This is a genomic window from Pseudoalteromonas sp. 1181_04, assembly GCF_052850545.1.
In genome coordinates this window covers 1-21,750 of the sequence record NZ_VXCS01000039.1, presented here as the reverse complement: position 1 = coordinate 21,750, position 21,750 = coordinate 1, and the positions used below count along the sequence as shown (strand labels likewise).

Sequence of the window (21,750 nt, the reverse complement as noted above, 5' to 3'; positions counted from 1 at the left end):
TCCTTTAAATTAAGCCATGTTCAGCAAATGAATAACTGGTTTCACCAATGATGATGTGATCAAGTATTGAAACGTCAATTAAGCTAAGTGCTTGCTGTAACTTTGTGGTTATAAGTTTGTCAGCTTGTGAAGGCGTACTAACGCCTGAAGGATGGTTGTGAGCCAAAATAATAGAGGCTGCATTTAGCGCTAATACTTCTTTAACCACTTCTCGTGGGTATACGCTTGCAGCGTTAATAGTCCCCCTAAATAGCTCTTTGTATTCGAGTATACGGTTTTGACTATCTAAAAACAGGACTGCAAATACCTCATGCTCTATTAACGTCAGCTTATGCCTTAAAAACTCTTCACTGTCTTTCGGGCATGTTAAAGCCCCATGCCTAAATTGCTTCTGAGCGATTATGTAAGCAGCAGCTTCAAGTATTTGTTCATCACTTACTGGGTGATCAAATTCGTATAGTGACTTGTTATTTTGCATTGTTATGCCCTCTTAATGGTTTATGCAAAATAGTGATGTATATGCTTAACGTTTTTGTTTCGCCCCAGTAAAAAATTACTACCCCCGGAAAGGATATGTACTACTAACCTAACCGGAGAAACACCATGCGTTTAATCAAATTAAAAGAAGTTTTACATATCACAGGCTTAAGCCGCTCAACTGTTTATCGCTTTATGAGCGCTGGTGGGTTTCCAATGAAAGTTGAACTTGGTGGCAACTCAGTAGCCTGGGTAGAAAGTGAAGTTGAAGAATGGATAAGTGAAAAAATTGGGAAAAGGGACACTATAAATACAGCAGCTTAAAATGCTACCCCATATCGGGGTAGCTTTAATAAAGCCTACTGGCTTAATTCATAGCAAAGTCTAAAGCCGGTTTTAACACCTTTGTACTTGCCAGTTGAATCTCGCGGACCAGATGCCCTTAATACATGAGCATAGCCATAAAAAGAGGTTAAACTTGCTGAACGAATACTTACACCTTCCAACAGCCATTCTGCAAAAAAGTTCGAGTCTATAAACTTTAGCCCGTTTTTTTCAAAGCAAGTTAAATTGTCAGGAAAACGCAGTGTTAATGCATCAAAGTCACTCTCACTCATATAAGGTGGATGATTTGGGTATTGCTTGCCGTTAGGTGTATAAAAGGTCATAAAGCCACCGCTTTTAAAGCTAGCATTTACCCCTAAGTCGTTATCCCTAACAGCTAAGTACTCGTCGTATGCTAGTAACCTTAGTGGAACGTTTGTTTCTTTTTCTGCCCAGTTTATATATGCTAAAACATCATAAAAGGTACATGTTGCGGCTAGCTTTTGATCCGTCTCGCTATTTAATGGGGGTAACGAGTCGCCCTTTCTGGTAGCAAAATATTCATGGTTTTTATGTAAAAAATCATTTAGTTCATCTATGGTAATCAGCTCTGAAACCATTAACTCTTTATTTGCTAGCCTAACTTTTTTAAAGCCATATAAGTGCTTATTAGAACTGCGGCTTTCGATAATATAATCACCAGAAGCTTCATAATAATTCTGAAGTATTACAGGTTGTCCAGGGTAATTTTTCGTTAAACCACCATTAGCATAGTAATGTCGCTCTGCTAAGTGACTATCTAATTCACGATTACCTTTATACGCGAAGTATTCCCAACGCTTAAAACGATAGTCTTCAATAAAGCTTGGTATATCAGCTCGCTTTAGGTAATCACCGTATATTTGATGCGTGAAAACTTTATCTCTTTGGTTTTTAATTACAAAGTCATAGTTGCCACTATTGTCAGAAAGGAAAATGAGATTTTCGTTGTAAGGTATTACATTAACCCATCCACAATCACTAGCCTGAAGCCACTCATTTAATGCATTTGAAAAAAACTCCATTTGTTTTTTTATTGATTCAATTTCAGATTGAAGCGTTCCCTCTTCAAAATAAACTTCTACCTCTGAATCAGGGCCATAACAATACGTATCACAAAGATTATCCCCCAGTAAGTTATAACAACTGGATACAGTATTATGATTCTTAACTAATATTAGTTCTGCAGCAGTAGTTACTATCTCTTTGTGTTTAACTACAGTTGGAGTAGCGTCTTGAGCTTTATCATCAGTGATAAAGTCTATGAAACTTGGTAGGCTTGATTTATCGACCACCATAAGAGCTATTTTTGCTGATAGCCCTTGGGATAAAAGCTCTTGTTGGCGCTCACTTAATTCGGCTATATCATAGCCATCACGGAAAACCTTTAAATGGATATCGTCAGTAATTATACTTTTCCAGCCTTTATCAATCTCAAGCGCTGCATTTAGCTCATGCATATCCCAGGCTAAAACATCTGAAAAATCGAAGTCGTGCCCAGTAAATAACTTACTCGGCATCTGCCCTTTTGAATAAAACAGTCTTTCAGATACTTGCTGGTGGGTAAATTGTGTGTAGCCTAGTTGCATTCCACGGTATTTATGCTCAAGTAAATTAACTCGTTTATGCAAGTTATGCTTTACCATAAATGGCTTAAGCTTTTCTTGAAACTCATTTGCGTAGTTAGCAAAACCACCCTTAATACCTAGGCTTTTAGCTAGTATATTAAGCCTTGTGGTAGGAGATATTTTTTCTCTGTCTTTAATAATTTTTTTAGCTGAGTATTTTAAGTTATCTGGTGTTAAACCCGTTACAGGAAGTATATGAAATTTGTCTAAAGGGATGTATGTAGTTGGAACTGAGGTATTGTTTTTCATTCTATAACCTTAAAAAATAGTTAAAGCCCCGTTGTATATGTTAAACGGCGTACTTCTGGCTACTAAGTCCAAGAATGAAGTGTATATCGTAGGTGTGATGTAAAACGATTCGAGTGCTTTGTTTTGTAAGAAGTACATTACAAACCGCAGGTAAGCCTCTACCCTTGAAACGTAATTTAATTGCAAATACTTTTAATGTCAAATATTTATTGTAGTAATTTAAGAAACAAACCACATCAACTCATTTTGATTGCACCTTTAAATTTGTCTGATATAGTTACTACAAAATAATGATTTAGTATATTTATGACTAATACCGCATTGGATGCACTCACACATGCGCAGAGGGAACGCCTAGCGTTCATAGACTTTAATCTGCAGTACTTTGGCCAGGTAGCAAGAGCTGATTTAATTCAGCGCTTTCAAACAGGCCTAGCAGCGTGCACCCGTGATTTTGCGTCCTATAAAGAGCTTGTTCCACAAAACCTAGTATTGAGTCATACAACCAAAAGCTACCACAGGCTTGAAAGCTTTAAACCTTTATTCAAACATAACGCTGAGTATATTCTCAGCGCTTTATGCCGTGGTTTTGGTGATGGCTTGTCTAGCGGCAACCAACCCAGCAGTTACTGCCAAGATGCAACGCGCTTAATACACCCAAATAGCGAAACAATCGCCACTATAATGCGTGCTATTACGTCTAAGCTCGCTTTAAAGTGCCAATACACATCTTTAAGCTCTGGCACAACTTTAAAAGAATTAGTCCCCCACTCTATTGTAAATAACGGTACCCGTTGGCATGTACGCGCCTTTGATAGATCAAGCCAAGAATTTAGAGATTTCGTTACTACCCGTATTGAATGCCCAAAAATACTGCAACCTCAGATTAAACCTGAAGAATCAGCAGATAAAGACACCCAGTGGCACACCATTTACGATATAATTTTAACTCCGCACCCAAAGCTACAATACCCAAAAGCAATAGAGCTTGATTACGCTATGGAAAACGGGAAATTACAGTTAGAAGTAAGAGCTGCTCTATTGGGTTATTTACTTAGGCAGTGGAACGTAGACTGTACTAATGAGGCATGTTTAGATAATAATGAGCATCAATTGTGGCTGCAGAACAAACAATCACTCTACGGGGCTGAAAATTTATCTATTGCGCCAGGTTATAAGGAATAAATATGAGTAATGGAATAACACCATATCATGCAAAATACTTTGCACATGAATTATCGATTCTTCATGCCAATAATGGCGTAGACAGGCTTTCACAATCGTTATTCGATGCTAGTGTTGATTTAAACCCACACCAAATTGAAGCCGCTTTATTTGCATTAGATAACCCTTTAAATAAAGGTGTAGTGCTAGCAGATGAAGTAGGTTTAGGTAAAACCATTGAAGCAGGTTTAGTACTTTGCCAATATTGGGCCGAGCGCAAACGTAAACTACTCATTATCTGTCCTGCATCACTGCGTCGGCAATGGGCTCAAGAACTACAAGACAAGTTTAACCTACCATCACAAATACTCGATGCTAAAACGTATAATCAACTACAAAAATCAGGCATATATAACCCGTTAAATAACAAGCAAGTAGTGATCATGTCATATCACTACGCAGCAAGGCTTGAAGAAAAGCTCGTAGGGCATATTTGGGATTTAGTTGTTATTGACGAAGCCCATAAGTTGCGTAATGCCCACCGTGAAAGTAACAAAATGGGCCAAGCTTTAAAGCGTGCTTTATTTGGCAGAAAAAAACTTCTATTAACCGCAACACCACTGCAAAATTCTTTAATAGAATTGTACGGTATGTCTACGTTAATAGACGAGCATATTTTTGGCGATGACAAAGCCTTCAGAAAGCAATTCATGCAAGGCGATAGTGACCAGCAAGAGCTTAAAGAGCGCCTCGCTGGTTTTGTTAAACGTACACTGCGTAAACAAGTACTTGAATACGTAAAATACACGCAACGAAAAGCTATAACAGTTCCTTTTACTCCATCAGACCAAGAACAAGCTTTGTATGATGCCGTTTCAGCATTTATTGAAAAAGATGACAGCTATGCATTACCTAAACGACAAAAACACTTAACAGGCCTAATATTACGTAAGTTACTTGCTTCTAGTTCATATGCAGTATTAAACACGCTTCAAGTTATGAAGTGCCGGCTTGAACAGCTTAAAGAACAACGCGGTGATCATGATGATGACTTGTTGCGCACCATAATTGAAGACGATGATTTAGAAACTGATTATTTAGATGAAGAAGATATCGATGAATTGCTTGGTGAAGAAGCCGCCAAAGAAGTTATTGATGACAAAAGGTTAGATCTAGAAATAAAAGAACTTGAAGGATTTATCTCTCAGGCTGAAGGTATTCAGAATGATGAAAAAGCTAAGGCTTTACTAAAAGCGTTGGAATTAGGTTTTGCTCAAATGTCAGAAATGGGTGCTGCAAACAAAGTCATTATTTTTACTGAATCCAAAAGAACGCAAGCCTACTTAGCATCTTTCTTAGCGCAACATGGCTTTCGAGATAAAATAGTTACTTTTAGTGGTTCAAATACCCAGCCTGAAGCGACAGAAGTATATAAATCATGGCGCGAGAAACACGCAGGTTCAGATATAGTCACCGGCTCGCCACAAGTAGACAGAAGAACAGCGTTAATTGAGCACTTTAGAGATAGTGCCGAAGTAATGATTGCAACAGAAGCTGCCGCAGAAGGTGTTAACTTACAATTTTGTTCATTACTTATAAATTATGATTTACCCTGGAACCCACAGCGCGTAGAGCAACGCATAGGCCGTTGCCATCGTTACGGCCAAAAATTTGATGTAGTTGTGATTAACTTCATGAATCAGCGTAACTATGCAGATCAACGAGTACTAGAATTGCTTACTCACAAGTTTACGTTATTTGATGGCGTATTTGGCGCATCCGATTCAGTACTAGGTAGCCTTGAAAGTGGTGTTGATTTTGAAAAACGTATTCAGCAAATTTATCAAGAATACCGCTCGCCAGCAGAGATTGAAGCGGCTTTTGAAACATTGCAAAAAGAACTTGAAGCCGATATCAACGTTAAAATGCAACAAACACAAGAAGCTCTGTTAGAGCATTTTGATGAAGATATACATGATTTACTCAAAATAAAGCTAGATCAAGCAAACGAGCGTCTAGATAAAGTATCTAGATGGTTTTGGGCCGTTACTCAGCACCAGCTACAAGAGCAGGCTTATTTTAACGAGCAAGACTATACCTTTACTTTAACCAACCAAGTAGCCGAACAAGCTCAAGGTAAATACCAGCTTATTCGTAAAGGCACACAACCTGAGAACACAGCTCAACAGGCTATTGATAGTCATGCGCACAAATACCGTATTACACACCCCCTAGGAGAGTATGTAATCGATAATGCAAGAGTGACTGACACGCCTAAGAGTGAGATAATATTTGATTATCAAAACCATCCTACAAAAGTGTCGGTCGCAGAAAAACTACAAGGCCAGTCAGGCTGGTTATCATTAAACTTGCTAAGAATAGAAGCTTTTCAAACAGAAGAACACTTAGTCTTTACAGGTATTACCGATAAAGGCCTGTTAATTGATGCTGAGGCGTGTAAAGCGCTGTTTAATGTTGGTGCTACAAAAGTGAGTAGTATTGCATCTGATATCCCAGAAAAGTTCCTTGAAAACCAAGCTAGGCAACTTGATGCCAAACTTGCAGAGGCAATGGATTTAAATAATCAATACTTTCAGGAAGAAAGAGAGAAGCTCGAAAAGTGGGCAGACGATAAGGTACTCGCAGCAGAACAAGCCCTTGTAGATACCAAAAACCAAATAAAATCTCTTAAAAGAGAAAACCGTCATGCTACTTCTGTAGAAGAGCAACAACAAATGCAAAAGCAATTAAAGGATTTAGAACGTAAGCAACGTAAGCAACGTGCTGAAATATGGGATGTTGAGGATGAAATTGCAGAAAAGCGTGATGCACTTATTGCAGCATTAGAAATACGCATGAAGCAAAAAACAGAAGTTAAAGAGTTGTTTACGGTTCGTTGGACTGTAGTTTAAGGAATTATCATGCTGAAAAAAATAGTATTAGAAAACTTTAAAGTTTGGGAAAAATTAGACTTAACCCTTGGGCGAGTAACTGGTATTTTCGGAACTAATAGTTCAGGGAAAAGTAGCTTGATTCATATGCTTTTAATGTTAAAGCAAACAAAAAACAATTCCGATAGAAGTATTGCACTAGATTTTGGAAGTGAAGATAAACTTGCTGATTTAGGAACTTATCATGATGTAATATCTCAACATGATGAAGCTCGTGATTTATCATTCCAAATTCTTTGGAAATTGAGCGAAGAGTTAAAAATTCAAGATATCGAGGGCAGCTCTAAAAGTATTTTGTTTAGTGATGAAACACTGGGGCTAAGCTCTACAATTGGACTAAAAGATAAGTTGCTTGAAGTTAAAAAATTAAGTTACCAATTTGCAGGATCAGATTTCTCTATAATCCAAAAAGAGAATAAGTTAAATGAATTTGAATTAAAAGCTGAAAGTAAAGGAAGTCGGTTTAGATTCTTAAGAACCCTTGGTAGAAATTGGAAGCTACCGCAAGCAACAAAATATTACTTGTTTCCTGATCAAGCAAAAACGTATTATCAAAATGCAGATTTTTTAAGCCAATTTGAAACAGCTTTTGAGGCTTGTATGGATAATATTTATTACCTTGGTCCACTAAGAAGCTTTCCAAAACGTAGTTATCAATGGTCAGGAACAAGACCAACGGATGTTGGGCAACAAGGGGAGCTAACAATCAATGCAATCCTTGCTGCGACATTAAAAGATGAAAAAAGAAATTTAAGAAAAGGAACTAGGTATAAATCATTTCAAGAAATGATCGCATATTGGCTAAAAGAACTAGGGTTAATTTATTCTTTTAGAGTTGAAGAAATAGCACCTAATTCCAATCATTATAAGACCTATGTTCAAAAAGAGAATGGTAGTGCTGAAGTAGCATTAACAGATGTTGGTTTTGGTGTATCGCAAATCCTTCCAGTAATAGTTTTACTTTACTATGTACCTGAAGGCAGCACGGTATTATTTGAACAACCAGAAATACACTTACATCCTGCGGTACAGAGTAAATTAGCTGATTTGATTTTAACGGTTTCAGAAACCCGTAATGTACAAGTTATAGTTGAAAGCCATAGCGAACACTTTATTCGTCGTTTACAACGTCGTGTCGCTGAAGATACGGCGAATAGTAAAGACTTAAAGTTGTTTTTCTTCTCCACTAAGCGTGGCAAAGCATCTTACCAAGAATTACAACTTGATGATTTTGGTGCAATACATAATTGGCCAGAAAACTTCTTTGGTAATGAAATGGAAGAAATCGCCGCTACCCGAAAAGCTGCCTTATTAAAGCGTAAGTCACAGCTAAGTAAGGATAGCAATGAGTAAGGTTATTGATACGAATGTTTTGATTGTTGCAAATGGCAATAGTAAGCAAGCGTCTATTGATTGTGAGTTAGCATGCATTGAAATGATTGAAAGACCAGCAGAAATATCCATTTCAATTGATGAACAAGGTCTAATCATGGATGAGTATGAAAAGTACTGTAGTTATAAAGGCGCTCCAGGTGTTGGCGACATGTTCTTTAAATACATTTATGACAATCAATATGATCCAACAAGCCGTGTTAATTTAATCACTATTACTCCAATTGATGATGAGACAAGATCTTTCAAGGAATTACCTACAAACAACTTTGACCCTTCCGATAGAAAAATGCTAGCAACAGCCGTTGTCGCAGAGGCTGAAGTCGTAAATGCTACAGATAGTGATTGGGCTGAACAAGATGAATTAATGCAACAATTGAACGTAACAGTTAGGCAATTATGCCCTGTTTGCTGCCATAGAAACTAATTTAGAGAATTGAAATGAGTAAATACAACGAACTAGTAAAAAAACTAAAAGAGATTTTTCAAATAGACAGACCCGAGCTGGATTTTGGTATCTACCGTATTCTTAATGCTAAAGCTGATGAGATAAATAACTACCTAGAAAACACGCTTAAGCAAAAAATAAGTGATGCGCTAGCAACTGCAGGCAATGCCAATAAAGAAGAGCTTGAGAAGCAATTAAACTCAGCTATTAAGGCAGCAGAAGATGCAGGCTTTAATCCTGAAGATAGTCCCAAAGTAAAAGACTTACGCCTGCAAATTATTGCTACATCGCAAGGTGCTAATGAGCATGAAAATGCTGTGTTTACTCACCTACTTTCGTTTTTCTCTCGCTACTACGACAGTGGTGACTTTGTAAGCAAGCGCCGTTATAAAGGCGACACGTACGCCATCCCCTATGCTGGTGAAGAAGTTATGCTGCACTGGGCTAACAAAGACCAATATTACATAAAAAGTGGTGAAAACTTTGCAAACTACTCATTTAAGCTTGATGATGGTCGCAAGGTTAGCTTTAAGTTATTAGCTGCAGATACAGCAAAAGATAACCGAAAAGACAATGACGCAGATAGGCGCTTTGTTTTAATTGAGCCACACACGCGTACTAAATATGAGGAAGAAGGCAATGAGTACGATGAAGAGTACCAGCCAGTAACCGTTGTTAAATCAGACGGCACCGAAGAGCTAGTTATTCAGTTTGAGTACAAAGCCGTTAAAAAAGGTACTAAGCAAGATGCGTTAGTTACAGATGCCCTAAAAGTGGTATTGAGTCATGAGCTAGTACAAAGTAGCTGGGCAGATATTACCAAACGTGAGCCTACCGAGAAAAACCCTAACAGAACGCTGCTAGAAAAACATTTAACGACATACACGCAACGTAATACCGCCGATTACTTTATTCATAAAGACTTAGGTGGTTTCTTGTCTAATGAGCTTGATTTTTATATTAAAAATGAAGTAATGAATTTAGACAATGTGCAAAATGCAGAAGTTTTTGCTGATATTGAAAAGCAGCTACGTATGATTCAGTGTTTGCGTTCAATATCACAGGATATTATTACGTTCCTGTCACAATTAGAAAACTTTCAAAAAAAGCTATGGACGAAAAAGAAATTCATTGTTGAAACCAATTACAACATATCACTAGATAGAGTTCCTGTGGAGCTATACCCTATAATTGCTGATAATCAGCAGAGTGGTCTCAGTGGGTTGATTTAGGCTTTATTGAATCTAACAAAGTAAAAAGCATTGAGTTTTTACATCAGAATAAAGGCCTATTAGTTGACACGAAACTTTATGATTTGGAACAAAAAAACATCATTTTAGCTTCTATAGAAAATATTGATGATAAAGTTGGAGGCGTATTAGTCTCCAGCGATAATTATCAAGCCCTCACGCTGTTAGGTAGAAAATATAAGGACAAAGTCAATACAGTATATATTGATCCACCTTATAACACAGACGCAGGCCCAATATTATATAAAAATGGATTTAGAGATTCATCATGGATTTCATTAATGGAAAGCCGGCTTGAACTCGGTAAAAAAATGCTTTCAAAAAAAGGGATTCTTTGCTGCACTATTGATGATTACGAACTCTATAACCTTGCTAAATTAATGGAAGAAGTGTTTGAAGAAATTGCGGGAACAGTCGCTATAAGAATTAAACCATCAGGTAGACCAATCCCTAACGGTTTCGCCTTGGCACATGAATACGCACTATTTGCTAGAAAAGACGAAAACACACCTATTGAAAGGCTAGATAGAACGGCTGAACAGCTGGCTCGATACAGAGATAGTGATGATAATGGCCCTTATTTTTGGGAAATGTTAAGGAAGGCTGGTGGGGGTGCATCCCAGAAAGATAGGCCAACAATGTGTTACCCATTTTTACTTTCTGAAAATGAAAGTATTTCACTAGCTAAATGCTCTTATAACACACAAACTGAACTGTATGAAAATGTAGCTATACCGCAGGAAGGTGAAACGCTTGTATGGCCGGAAAGAGATGATAACTCTATGGGTAGGTGGTACCTAAGCAGAGATAGAGTAGCCAACATGCTTTCAGAATTGAAGGCTGTGAAACAGGATAACGGTAAATACTTTATTTATTATCGACGAAGGCCCAATGAAGGAGTACAGCCACTTTCATTTTGGGCAGATGCTAAATATTCAGCCACAGAGCATGGTACTGCATTAATTAAAAAACTTTTTGGCAACAGTAGTGTGTTTTCATATCCCAAATCCATACATGCAGTTGAAGATTGCTTAAAAGTTGGAGGGGCGAAAGAAAAAGACAGTATTGTCTTAGACTACTTTGCTGGCGCAGGAACAACAGGTCATGCAGTTATAAACCTAAACCGTTCAGATAAAGGAAGTCGGAAGTTTATACTGGTGGAGCAAGGAGAGTACTTTAACAAAGTAACAAAGCCAAGAATCTTAAAAAACTCTTATTCAAGCCAATGGATAAATGGCAAAGCGCAAGATAAAGACTCTATATCGATAATTCTGAAAACTGTAGTGTTAGAAAGCTACGAAGACACATTAAATAACCTCGAACTTAAAAAACATCAACAAACATCTGATTTGTTCGAAATGATGAATGAAGAAACAAAATCTGACTATCTGCTAAACTATATGCTTGAAACTGAAAGCAAAGGCTCTCTATTAAGTACAGATGACTTCAAAAAACCGTTTGATTATAAAATGAAAATAGCGGTTGATTCTGCTGGTGCAAGTGAAGAGCAAAATGTTGACTTGGTTGAAACCTTTAATTATTTAATCGGTCTACATGTGAACACTATTGAATCAAACCTTGAGAAAGGCTATGTGCGTATTGAGGGTACACTCCCTTCTGGTGAACGTGCGCTAGTGTTGTGGCGTGACTGCGAAAAAATTCAATATGATGATTTTACTAAATTTGCTAACCGCTTTGATTTATTCGCCAAGCAAAAAACCTTTGATGTGATTTACGTAAATGGCGATCACAATTTACCTACAGCCTTTACTAATGACGAAGATGACGTTACGCGCACACTGAAGCTACGCCAAATCGAACCTGAATTTTTAGAGCAAATGTTTGCTCCTGACGAATTAGCGTAAGGAGTAGTAGTATGGCTGTAGGTAAAGCAACTAAAAAGAAAACCAATAAAAAACTTAGTTTTCATCAACAGTTGGTTTTAAACCGATTTATGTACCGTTTTTTTACCGATGGTACATTGCAAGGGTTAAAGTCTCGTTTGGGTGAAGACCGCTTTGAAGGCATTCATGACGATGGGCAAAGTAATTACTTTCATGAATTGTGTAACAACTACTTTAACGCTGAGCTTATTAACAGTGATGATTTAAGGCGGTATGACTTAAATATTGTAAATCATTGGCAGCAAATTACTGAGCACCGCAATCGTAAAGAAGACACTGTGATGAATATGAAGTACTTTCAGTATTTGTCACTACTGTTTACTGAAATCTACTTAGACTTTTACTTTAATAAAAAGCAGTTGCTACTTGATGGTTTAAACCAAGAATTAACTGTTTTTAATAAAGAACAAAAAGCGGCTGATAACTTTCAAGAGTATATTTTAGACGAGCTAAATAAGCTTGCTTTTTGGAATGCCACAGGCTCAGGTAAAACACTACTTTTACACGTAAATATTTTACAGTATTTAAATTACTATCAAGCAGGTAATTCGCACCACTACCCTGATAAAATCATATTACTAACCCCGGATGAGCGCCTTTCAGCACAGCATTTAAAAGAGTTACATGACTCAGGCTTTGATCATGTAAGGCTGTTTGATAAAAACGGTAACACGCCATTTAGAGGCACAATAGAAGTTATTGATATCAATAAGCTTGCCGATGATATGGGTGATAAAACTGTTGCTGTAGAAGCCTTTGAAGGTAACAACCTGGTACTTATTGATGAAGGCCATAAGGGCACTGGTACTGCTGCTGGTGCTTGGATGCGACGCCGCGACACCTTAACAAAAGACGGTTTTGCGTTTGAGTACTCGGCAACCTTTGGCCAAGCAGTGGCTGACGGTAAAACCGTTGAAGCTGTAAAAACAGATATTCAAAAGAAAAAAGCTAAAATGCTTTTTGAAACAACTGCGCTGAATAAACTAGACGAAGAGCAATTAGCCAAGCTTGAACTTGATTATGCAGAGCTGCGCGATGCCCGTATTCAAGCAACGCGTGAAGTGTATGGTAAGTCGGTACTGTTTGATTACTCATATAAGTTTTTCTATGAGGACGGTTACGGTAAAGAGTCGTTAATACTCAACTTAGGCGATGATAAAAGCGAAGAGCGCCGCTATGAATACTTTACAGCTTGCTTGTTAAGCTTTTATCAACAGCAATTTTTGTATACTAAAAGCGAAGAGCAGCTAAGCGAGTTTAATATTGAAAATCCGCTTTGGGTTTTTGTGGGGAGCTCGGTTTCTAAAGAAGATTCTGATATTCAGCAAGTGGTTAAGTTTTTAGCGTGGTTTTTAAATAATGAAAACCAAGCGAAAGCGTGGATTAAGGACCTAGTTGCAAATAAAGCAAGAATACTTGATACCAAAGAGCGTAATATTTTTCATAACCGCTTTACGCCGTTAATGGGTACTGGCAAAGACGAAGCGCAAATCTATTTAGATATTTTGAACAGATTATTCAATACCACTTACACTGGCCAGCGTTTAATTGTTGCGAATTTAAAAGGCAGCAAAGGTGAGTTGGCACTACGTGTAGGTACATCGAAGCCATTTGGCCTAATTAACGTTGGTGACTCCTCTAAGCTTTACAAAGCGTTAGATGAGGAACAGTCATTTGATTATATAACCGATGACTTTGCTAAAACCTTATTTAACACCATCAATGATAAAGATTCTAAGCTAAATATTTTGATTGGCTCTCGTAAGTTTACCGAGGGGTGGTCTAGCTGGCGCGTTTCGACAATGGGCTTGCTTAACATTGGCCGTGGCGAAGGCTCTCAAATAATTCAGTTATTTGGCCGTGGTGTACGCTTAAAAGGTAAAGGTTACTCTTTAAAACGCAGTACACCAGCACAAAGACCTAAAGGCTTGCACTTAGAAAAACTTGAAACACTGAATATTTTTGGTGTGCGTGCAGATTACATGGCCACATTTAAGCAATACTTAGAAGCAGAAGGTATTACACCAAGCGATGAAATTCTTGAGTTAGACTTTGAAACTAGGCCAAGTTTACCAAAAACAAAGTTGAAGACCTTAAAACTTAAAGACGGTTATAAAGATAACCAAAAGAAAGGCTTTAAACGTACACACTTTCCTAATTTATACGAAGTGCCAGCAGAGTTTAAGGGAAAAATTAAAACGCCTCACATCAAACTCGATTTATATCCAAAACTTGAAGCATTGAGCACGACTGATACGGGCGATAAAACGCCAGCATCTGATCGCATGCCAAGAAAAATAGACTATAAGGTGATAGCAGCGTTTGACTTTGAGCGTATTTATTTAGCACTTCAAGATTTTAAACTGCAACGTGGCTGGAGTAATTTAAGGCTCGATAAAAAGCGTTTAGAAGAGTTTTGCTTAGGAAAAACTGATGTAGGCAGTTCTTGGTACACTTTGCTTATTCCCGCTCAAGACTTAGAGATAAAGCTCTATAGTGATATTCATAAGCAAGAAGATATTATGATCCGCTTGTTAGAAGACTACACAGATCGGTTTTATAAAGCTCTAAAAAATGCCTATGAGGGGCAGTTTTTTGAAGTGACTCATGTTCATGAAGATGATCCTGGTATGCTCAAAGTTTATAATTTTGAAATAGATGAAAGCGATGACGGGTTTGAGTACTCAAAACGTCTAGAAGAGTTACAAGAAATAGTTGCTAGTGGCGATGTTGGTGAAGCTAAAAAATGGGAAGCTCCTGGGGTAGTTGCTGTGACATTTGATAAGCACTTGTATTACCCGTTAATGTCGATAGACAAAGATGCTGGCCTGCCACTAAAAATGCGCCCAATGGCATTTGATGCGCCAAGTGAAATACAGTTTGTAACAGAGCTGCAAGAGTTTGTTGATTCAAAACGAGGCCAGGAAGTAATTGGCGACAAGAGTATTTATTTGCTCCGTAATGCTGATACTAAAGCTAAAGGTTTAGGGTTTGCGCTAGCAGAGAACTTTTATCCTGACTTTTTATTATGGCTGGTGGACGACGCAACGGGCGAGCAATGGCTTAGTTTGATTGACCCTAAAGGTATACGCCAAATTGATTTAAATAGCGGTAAATTTGGCTTGTATAAAGAAATCAAGAACTACGAGCAAGACAACCTAAATCTCAGCTCATTTATTCTATCAGGTACATCATTTAATGATTTATTAAATGTCAGTTTATCTAAAGACGAACTAGAAGATGCCAATGTGGTATTTATGGAAGATGGAAAGGATGTTTATTTAGAGAAAATAATTAGGGGCATGGTTGCTTAGAGGATAATAAAATGGAGCTTTTCGAAGGTATTATAAAAACACTTTTAGAGCATGAAGGCTATTGGGTGAGGCAGTCATTCAAGGTTAACTTAACTAAAGAAGAAAAACGTGCAATCGGAAAGCATTCCATTCCAAGACCAGAGATTGATTTGCTGGCCTTTAAGCCGGGTACTAATTCAATGATAGTACTTGAGGCAAAATCCTATTTTGACTCACCGGGAGTTAAAATCTCTGAGCTTTTAGAGCATCATGAAATTCCTGATGGCCGTTATAAGTTATTTACTTGTGAAAACTATAGAAATATAGTTTTTTCAAGACTGATAAAAGACCTAGTTCATTTGGGGTTGGCGGAACCAAACATTAATTTACAACTAGGGTTAGTTGCTGGAAATGTTTATCAAAATAAATCAGACGATATAGCAGAATACTTTGATTCAAATGAATGGTTCTTTTGGTCTCCTGAAACAGTAAAGCACAAAGTCAATGCACTTGCTGAATTAGGCTATGAAAACAACACTGCAATTATTACAGCTAAAATTTTAACGCGTGGAAGTGCGGAACAGTCAACACGCAACTTTATGACCAGTAGTAACACAGTAAACACGGCACAAAAAGCTAAGCAGTGGCTGGCAGATAACTTCCCTAACGAATCTTATCAAAACGTAAGAGCTTCAAAGTACTATTTAGACAAAGATATTTGGTTTTTTACTACTCCAGTAGACTTTTTAAACTCTGATCAAAACGAATTAAAGCTGCTTTTAGCTGAGCAAGACTACAAAGGTTTTTACTTTTTAAAAATTCCCAGAGATTATCTCATTTCAAATAGAAATAAGCTAAGCATCAGACAAACGGGAGATAAAATTGATTTTCATATCAGCGCTTTATCAGATCGAAGATTTACAGATATTAGAGGTGAAGGATTAAACCTAGCTCAGTTTGAAGTTAAACCTAGATAGATATCCAATAAAAATAATAACTATGGTGTTAAGTTAATATGTTTGAAGTAATTGAGTCAGTTTTACAAAGTAAAATATTTAAATTTTTCATATGCATTCTACTAGGGGTTTATGTTTGTTTTATGATCATTACGCCTATAAATAATGGTTGGCAGTCAGCCATTACAACATGGAAAGAATGGCAAACATTTAACGCTGCTATTATTGCTTTTCTATCAACACTGTTAATTGTTCATAGCACGAAAATATCTGAACGAAAAAATATGCTTAGGAAAAGAAATGCAACGAAAGCTTTTATGCCTATAGCTTTGGCAGAGCTATGTGATTATATGAAGTCTTTAATACAGCTGCTAGAAAAGCTTCATCAGGGAAACGAAGCATTTGAATTAAAGGTTAAGCCCAACATACCTGCGCAGGCATTTATACGCATTGAGAAGTTTATAGAAGAATCAGTGCCTCAAGACCAAAAGTTAGTAGAGCATCTAATTATTGTAATTAATTGCATACAGGTTTTTGATTCCCGTTTAACCACCCTACTTACTGACAAACACTTAGTTAATAAACAGAAAAGAGCTTTTTACCAAATCAACCAATTTATTCTTCTACATGCTTTAATTTCTGGTATGTTCGATTATACCCGAAATAATGCTGGCTCTTATAATACCAAGAAACTAAACAAAGAGCGCTTTTGGATCAAAGGTTGCCCTTTGTATATGACTGACATTGAAATGGAAGAATATGCTAATAAAGAGATCAATTTAAATCTTTTTGTAGAATAGCTATAATAAACACTCAATTGATACACATTGTTTTAGTAATTTATCTACTGAAATGAGTGCTTTTTATATTAACTTGAAGTTGTAATATGAGTAAAAAAATTGGACTAAGCAAGGTGTACCGCACACAGGCTGGAAGTATGTTAGATGTATAGAAAATGATATTAGTAATGCCGTTTGTGAGATGTGTGGCCAGAAAAAAATTAAATATCTTGATGTTTTAATACACGATAATTACGAGGGTGAGATAATAGTTGGAAAAGACTGTTCAGCTATAATGTCGATTCCAGGCAAAAAGGGTTTCCGTTGGGCAGGCACAAACATTCTTATATTAGAAAATGAAGATACTAAACAGTTTGGTATTCTTAAAGGTGGTAACCCCTACTCAGAAAGGTTCTCATCATTAAAAGAGGCCCAAAATTGGGCAATGGATAATAAAATTTATCTATAGTTTCAACGGTATATAGTTGATAACTAGGTCCCATAAGGTAAAGAACTAGAATCAATTCAAAGCCAGTGCTCAGGAATTTGTAAGTCGAACGACTTAGCTGCATATCTGAGCATTGAAATGATTTCTTTGTGCCTGAACTGATCATAAGGCAGGTTTTTATTCTTTAGTTCAACAAGTTTTTGTAATTCAGGTAAGTTAAACATTTTCAATTTATATAAGTTACCCCAGGTAGCCTCACCAAAGAGATTATAGATAACTTCAGTTCCGTCACGCTCACTAGCTAGGCGTTTTTCACCAGTAATTAATGAAACAGCTTTTTCAGCTTCATATCTATCATCGTAGGTATTTAATAGTTTCATTGCTATTCTTCTAAGCACTTCTATATTTTTTTATATAACTTTCAAGCTGAATTAAATGGCTCATTACCTAAAATTTATGAGCAGAGACTTAGTTAAACTTGGAAGTGGTCTTCACAAACGGGGTTATCTTGCAGATAACGCACTGCAGGCTTTTCGCAAAACTCGCATTCAGTACCTTCTGGCACTGTGTTTTCATCACAGTTAGGGCAGCTTTTGAGTTTATAATTAAACTTGTGCTCACACGCTTCACACTCAATTAAATCATCTTCGCAATCAGGACAATTATCGTATTCATCCAAATCGAATTTTAATTTACACTCACTACACTCTACTAAATCGCTCATATTCCCTGCTTCATTTTATTAATTTATACAGCAATGTACCTTTTAAAGTACCTTCGGTAAAGGCATGATATTAGTAATTAATTGAGCAATTCTTTAATCAACACAGAACCCAACTGCCGCGTATTAAATGGATTTCCGTTGCTATTTAAAATTGAAATCCCTAACTCTTTAGCAATATCACGTAAGTAAGGCTTACTTGGTGTTACAAGCCCATCATTTAAAAATACTTCAATGGTTCCGTTTTCAAGCTCTATCAATTTGTAATTACGCCATATAGCTTCTTTTACATTTAATAAAATACGTGGCTTAACCGGTGGATTTATTAACTTGCGCATTGTAATACAGCTTTTACCCGTTGCTGCATCACTCATTAGCAATCTAGCTTGTTCAACTGGCGCATCGAGTAGAGTTTCTACCTGCATTTCGTCTGTATTGATTCTTAAAATAATAATACGATCAACTAATTCAAGCGTGTTTGTATTAAAGCTTATATGGCCGCTTGTATGCATTCTACCTGTTGATTTAACTGATATACGCTCACCAGTACTTGATACTACATCGTAGCCCGCCTGATTAACCTCCGTTGCCATGCGCCCATTCGTTATAAGTGCGGCGTACAGCTCGCCTATTCTACCGGTTAAATGCCTCAACTCAGTTGGAGGTACATCCCAGCTTAACTCCCTTTCTAGCCAGGTCATAGCCTCACCAAGAGATTGAATAATTTGCATTTGTGTTAAAGCCATTCTATATCCTTATTTTTATTCTCTTCTAACCAACTTTTAAAAGGTGCTTATGCCCTGTTACCGACAGTGTACCCTGAGATGCTCGGCCTATATGGTCGCTCCACCAATTCATTAGCTCTCTGCGTTTTTCTATGTATTCAGCTCTATTATAAGCAGAGCGAACTTGGTTTTTATCTACATGCGCAAGTGCAGCTTCTATTATATCTGGATTAAATTCATGCTCATTTAATATGGTGCTACCAAGCGAGCGCAAGCCATGGCTTACTAGACGGCCTTCAAACCCCATGCGTTTTAGAGCCATATTAGCTGTTTCATTGTTGATATGATTTCTGGGGTTTCTGTCTGACGGAAAAACAAAATCTCTGTGTCCTGAAATTGGTTTTATTGCTTCTAATAACTCTATAGCTTGATTTGATAAAGGAATGGCATGCTCTCTGCGCTTTTTCATACGTTCAGCTGGGATAATCCAAAGTTTATTCTCAAAATCAACTTCATCCCAACGCGTACCGGCTGCTTCACCAGGGCGAGTGAGGGTATGTAACTGCCATTCAATCAAAAAGCGAGTTACTCGTTTAATTGACGCCGTTGCAAGCGTTTGCATCAATTCAGGCAGCTCTTCTGGTTTTAACGAAGGCATGTTTTGCTTTTGTGGCTTTTTAAAGGTTTCTTTTATTCCAGCAAGCGGGTTAGCTTGAATATAGCCACTATTAACTGCGTATGTCATAACCTGATTTAAACGTTGGCTCAATCGTTTAACAGTTTCTAAAGTCCCTTTTGCTTCAATAGGCCTTAATATTTTGATTACTTGTGGTGCTGTGATTTTACCTATGGGGTATTTACCTATTATGGGCAAAATATGATTATTTAACGAACGCCAAATATCTTCACCATGGGCTTTGGTAAAATCTGGCTTTTTCACTTCAAACCACTCTGAAGCTACTTTATTGAGTGTTAACTCTTCCTCTGCTCGTTTGTGAGCAAGGGTTGCATCTCGGCATTCTTTAGGATCAGTGCCTAAAGCAACTAGTTCTCGAGCTTCCTGCGCGAGCTTCCTAGCATTAACAATAGAAATATCAGGGTACTTACCAAGCCCCATGTTAATACGCTTACTTTTAATAATTGGATGATAATAATTAAAGTTCCACGTTTTAGCGCCTGTACTGCGCACCCTTAATTGCAGCCCATTACCATCAGAAAGAACATAGTCTTTTTCTTTTGGTTTGGACTTTTTAATTTCAGTATCAGTAAGTTGCTTTACACTTCTTGCCATTAGGTCACACTTTAACTATTTATAGTATACCTGAGTATGGCACATTTTAGCTGGGATACCAGAAGGTATACTAAAACTCTGCGCTTGGATGGGATGCCATAGGACCCGAAAAGACGCTAACATATTGATTTAACTTTACTGAAGGCACAAAAAAGACGTCATGAGACGTCTTAATATTAAATAATGGCGGTGAGGGAGGGATTCGAACCCTCGTTAGGGATTAACCTAAACACACTTTCCAGGCGTGCGCCTTCAGCCACTCAGCCACCTCACCGCAGGCGTTAATGTATAACGCGGCGTAATAGTATGAAATAGCACGCGGCGGTGCAAGGTGTTTTTCCCTTTTGCCTGTTAACTGCCTAGTAAACAAACAAAAAAGGCCGCTGATAGCAGTATCAGCGGCCTTATCTTTATAACTTGGTTTAGCGTTGGAGTGACGCTGAGAAGTCGAGCATCCGATTAAGCGACTTGAGTGCGCCTTCACGAAGGTCCATATCTACAAACACTTCTTTGCCAGTTGCATCTAATAACGCTTCCTCAATCGCTTTGAGGCCGTTCATTGCCATCCACGGGCAGTGCGCACAACTCTTACAGGTTGCGCCTTCGCCAGCCGTTGGTGCGGCAACAAATTCTTTATCTGGGCATAACTGCTGCATTTTATAAAAAATGCCGCGATCTGTAGCTACAATAAACTTTTGATTGTTCATCGTTTGTGCCGCTTTGATCAATTGACTGGTTGAACCTACTGCATCAGCTAACGCTACAATCTCTGCTGGTGATTCTGGATGAACCAAAACGCCAGCATCAGGGTACAGCGCTTTCATGTCTTTTAACGCTTTGGTTTTAAATTCGTCATGCACGATACATGCGCCATTCCACATGATCATATCAGCGCCAGTATTCTTTTGAATATAGGCACCTAAATGTTTATCTGGGCCCCAAATAATTTTTTCACCCATTTCATCTAGGTGCTCAACAATCTCAAGGGCACACGATGAGGTAACAATCCAATCAGCGCGAGCTTTAACGGCAGTTGATGTATTTGCGTATACAACTACTTTACGATCAGGGTGCTGATCACAAAACGCAGAGAACTCATCAATTGGGCAACCAATATCAAGCGAACAGGTTGCTTCTAGTGTTGGCATAACCACGGTTTTATTCGGTGTCAGTATTTTTGCTGTTTCACCCATAAAACGTACACCGGCAACGATAATCATGTCGGCATCGTGCTTAGCACCAAAGCGAGCCATTTCTAGCGAATCAGCAACACAACCACCGGTTTCTTCTGCAAGCGCTTGAATTTCAGGATCAGTATAATAATGGGCAACCAATACGGCATTTTTATCAATCAATAATTGTTTGATACGTGCTTTGTATTGCGCCTGCTCATCATTATTCAATGGAGCTGGTTTAGGAGGAAAGATATAACCTTCAGGCATAATAGTTTGAGCTAAATTCATTTCTCGACCACTTAATCTACAGTGCAATTATGGGGCGGATTATACGAGAATATAAAACTAAATAACAGTAATGGTGAGCAAAGCAATTTGATTAACGCAATTATATTTAGCTTGACGATGATTATGTAAGTGTTTTTTGCTTTTTATATGAAGCGATATGAATTTACTAACTGGGAGTCAGATAAACTGAAATTGAATAAACCAGAATGGTGGGTCATGATGGACTTGAACCATCGACCAATGGATTA

General features: G+C 37.7%; 18 protein-coding genes and 1 tRNA gene. 11 read left to right on the top strand and 8 right to left on the bottom strand.

The window, feature by feature from the left end:
* Window positions 1–4: 4 nt before the first annotated feature.
* The gene (gene radC / locus FW757_RS21775) at window positions 5–478 is read right to left on the bottom strand and encodes a RadC family protein (protein WP_182760859.1); all 474 of its coding nucleotides are present in this window, start codon (window positions 476–478) and stop codon (window positions 5–7) included.
* Between the two features lie 125 nt (window positions 479–603).
* Here radC and FW757_RS21770 point away from each other — a divergent pair, with 125 nt between their 5' ends.
* On the top strand, window positions 604–801 hold the full coding sequence (locus tag FW757_RS21770; RefSeq protein WP_055015691.1) for a helix-turn-helix transcriptional regulator: 198 nt from the start codon (window positions 604–606) through the stop codon (window positions 799–801).
* Window positions 802–836: 35 nt separating this feature from the next.
* Here FW757_RS21770 and FW757_RS21765 read toward each other — a convergent pair whose 3' ends face one another.
* Complete coding sequence (locus tag FW757_RS21765) at window positions 837–2,717, bottom strand: hypothetical protein (protein ID WP_446441697.1); 1,881 nt, start codon at window positions 2,715–2,717, stop codon at window positions 837–839.
* A gap of 306 nt (window positions 2,718–3,023) precedes the next feature.
* Here FW757_RS21765 and FW757_RS21760 point away from each other — a divergent pair, with 306 nt between their 5' ends.
* From FW757_RS21760 to FW757_RS21715, 10 genes are all read left to right on the top strand, one after another.
* Window positions 3,024–3,902, top strand: coding sequence for a WYL domain-containing protein (locus FW757_RS21760; protein ID WP_446441696.1), 879 nt, complete (start codon window positions 3,024–3,026; stop codon window positions 3,900–3,902).
* Window positions 3,903–3,904: 2 nt separating this feature from the next.
* Window positions 3,905–6,793 carry an SNF2-related protein gene (locus tag FW757_RS21755; protein WP_446441695.1) on the top strand — a complete coding sequence of 963 codons (2,889 nt, stop codon included), beginning with the start codon at window positions 3,905–3,907 and terminating at the stop codon, window positions 6,791–6,793.
* Window positions 6,794–6,802: 9 nt separating this feature from the next.
* The gene (locus FW757_RS21750; protein WP_446441694.1) at window positions 6,803–8,185 is read left to right on the top strand and encodes a DUF3696 domain-containing protein; all 1,383 of its coding nucleotides are present in this window, start codon (window positions 6,803–6,805) and stop codon (window positions 8,183–8,185) included.
* Window positions 8,178–8,651, top strand: coding sequence for a hypothetical protein (locus FW757_RS21745; protein WP_446441693.1), 474 nt, complete (start codon window positions 8,178–8,180; stop codon window positions 8,649–8,651). The genes FW757_RS21750 and FW757_RS21745 overlap by 8 nt, the downstream gene beginning before the upstream one ends.
* A gap of 14 nt (window positions 8,652–8,665) precedes the next feature.
* A complete protein-coding gene (locus FW757_RS21740; protein WP_446441692.1) occupies window positions 8,666–9,904 on the top strand; it encodes a hypothetical protein in 1,239 nt (412 codons plus the stop codon).
* Window positions 9,905–9,987: 83 nt separating this feature from the next.
* The gene (locus tag FW757_RS21735) at window positions 9,988–11,787 is read left to right on the top strand and encodes a site-specific DNA-methyltransferase (protein WP_446441691.1); all 1,800 of its coding nucleotides are present in this window, start codon (window positions 9,988–9,990) and stop codon (window positions 11,785–11,787) included.
* Between the two features lie 11 nt (window positions 11,788–11,798).
* Window positions 11,799–15,140, top strand: a complete 3,342-nt coding sequence (locus FW757_RS21730; protein ID WP_446441690.1) for a DEAD/DEAH box helicase family protein — start codon at window positions 11,799–11,801, stop codon at window positions 15,138–15,140.
* 11 nt (window positions 15,141–15,151) lie between these two features.
* Window positions 15,152–16,096 carry a hypothetical protein gene (locus FW757_RS21725; protein WP_446441689.1) on the top strand — a complete coding sequence of 315 codons (945 nt, stop codon included), beginning with the start codon at window positions 15,152–15,154 and terminating at the stop codon, window positions 16,094–16,096.
* Window positions 16,097–16,134: 38 nt separating this feature from the next.
* The gene (locus FW757_RS21720) at window positions 16,135–16,875 is read left to right on the top strand and encodes a hypothetical protein (protein ID WP_446441688.1); all 741 of its coding nucleotides are present in this window, start codon (window positions 16,135–16,137) and stop codon (window positions 16,873–16,875) included.
* A 274-nt stretch (window positions 16,876–17,149) separates the two neighbouring features.
* The gene (locus FW757_RS21715; RefSeq protein WP_446441687.1) at window positions 17,150–17,323 is read left to right on the top strand and encodes a hypothetical protein; all 174 of its coding nucleotides are present in this window, start codon (window positions 17,150–17,152) and stop codon (window positions 17,321–17,323) included.
* Window positions 17,324–17,379: 56 nt separating this feature from the next.
* On the opposite strand, the gene FW757_RS21710 is transcribed toward FW757_RS21715, so the two are convergent.
* From FW757_RS21710 to nadA, 6 genes are all read right to left on the bottom strand, one after another.
* Window positions 17,380–17,682 (bottom strand): hypothetical protein, encoded by a 303-nt coding sequence (locus tag FW757_RS21710; RefSeq protein WP_446441686.1) that lies wholly within the window; start codon window positions 17,680–17,682, stop codon window positions 17,380–17,382.
* 92 nt (window positions 17,683–17,774) lie between these two features.
* Window positions 17,775–18,026, bottom strand: coding sequence for a hypothetical protein (locus FW757_RS21705; RefSeq protein ID WP_446441685.1), 252 nt, complete (start codon window positions 18,024–18,026; stop codon window positions 17,775–17,777).
* Window positions 18,027–18,103: 77 nt separating this feature from the next.
* Window positions 18,104–18,769 (bottom strand): DUF6998 domain-containing protein, encoded by a 666-nt coding sequence (locus tag FW757_RS21700; RefSeq protein ID WP_446441684.1) that lies wholly within the window; start codon window positions 18,767–18,769, stop codon window positions 18,104–18,106.
* A 25-nt stretch (window positions 18,770–18,794) separates the two neighbouring features.
* Complete coding sequence (locus FW757_RS21695) at window positions 18,795–20,039, bottom strand: integrase domain-containing protein (RefSeq protein ID WP_446441683.1); 1,245 nt, start codon at window positions 20,037–20,039, stop codon at window positions 18,795–18,797.
* Window positions 20,040–20,223: 184 nt separating this feature from the next.
* Window positions 20,224–20,313 (bottom strand) — tRNA-Ser (locus FW757_RS21690).
* A 148-nt stretch (window positions 20,314–20,461) separates the two neighbouring features.
* Complete coding sequence (nadA, locus tag FW757_RS21685) at window positions 20,462–21,502, bottom strand: quinolinate synthase NadA (RefSeq protein WP_149982565.1); 1,041 nt, start codon at window positions 21,500–21,502, stop codon at window positions 20,462–20,464.
* Window positions 21,503–21,750: the final 248 nt, after the last annotated feature.

Coding starts and splice junctions, on each gene's coding strand:
- radC (WP_182760859.1), bottom strand. CDS start 478: ATGCAAAATAACAAGTCACTATACGAATTTGATCACCCAGTAAGTGAT.
- FW757_RS21770 (WP_055015691.1), top strand. CDS start 604: ATGCGTTTAATCAAATTAAAAGAAGTTTTACATATCACAGGCTTAAGC.
- FW757_RS21765 (WP_446441697.1), bottom strand. CDS start 2,717: ATGAAAAACAATACCTCAGTTCCAACTACATACATCCCTTTAGACAAA.
- FW757_RS21760 (WP_446441696.1), top strand. CDS start 3,024: ATGACTAATACCGCATTGGATGCACTCACACATGCGCAGAGGGAACGC.
- FW757_RS21755 (WP_446441695.1), top strand. CDS start 3,905: ATGAGTAATGGAATAACACCATATCATGCAAAATACTTTGCACATGAA.
- FW757_RS21750 (WP_446441694.1), top strand. CDS start 6,803: ATGCTGAAAAAAATAGTATTAGAAAACTTTAAAGTTTGGGAAAAATTA.
- FW757_RS21745 (WP_446441693.1), top strand. CDS start 8,178: ATGAGTAAGGTTATTGATACGAATGTTTTGATTGTTGCAAATGGCAAT.
- FW757_RS21740 (WP_446441692.1), top strand. CDS start 8,666: ATGAGTAAATACAACGAACTAGTAAAAAAACTAAAAGAGATTTTTCAA.
- FW757_RS21730 (WP_446441690.1), top strand. CDS start 11,799: ATGGCTGTAGGTAAAGCAACTAAAAAGAAAACCAATAAAAAACTTAGT.
- FW757_RS21725 (WP_446441689.1), top strand. CDS start 15,152: ATGGAGCTTTTCGAAGGTATTATAAAAACACTTTTAGAGCATGAAGGC.
- FW757_RS21720 (WP_446441688.1), top strand. CDS start 16,135: ATGTTTGAAGTAATTGAGTCAGTTTTACAAAGTAAAATATTTAAATTT.
- FW757_RS21715 (WP_446441687.1), top strand. CDS start 17,150: ATGTCGATTCCAGGCAAAAAGGGTTTCCGTTGGGCAGGCACAAACATT.
- FW757_RS21710 (WP_446441686.1), bottom strand. CDS start 17,682: ATGAAACTATTAAATACCTACGATGATAGATATGAAGCTGAAAAAGCT.
- FW757_RS21705 (WP_446441685.1), bottom strand. CDS start 18,026: ATGAGCGATTTAGTAGAGTGTAGTGAGTGTAAATTAAAATTCGATTTG.
- FW757_RS21700 (WP_446441684.1), bottom strand. CDS start 18,769: ATGGCTTTAACACAAATGCAAATTATTCAATCTCTTGGTGAGGCTATG.
- FW757_RS21695 (WP_446441683.1), bottom strand. CDS start 20,039: ATGGCAAGAAGTGTAAAGCAACTTACTGATACTGAAATTAAAAAGTCC.
- nadA (WP_149982565.1), bottom strand. CDS start 21,502: ATGAATTTAGCTCAAACTATTATGCCTGAAGGTTATATCTTTCCTCCT.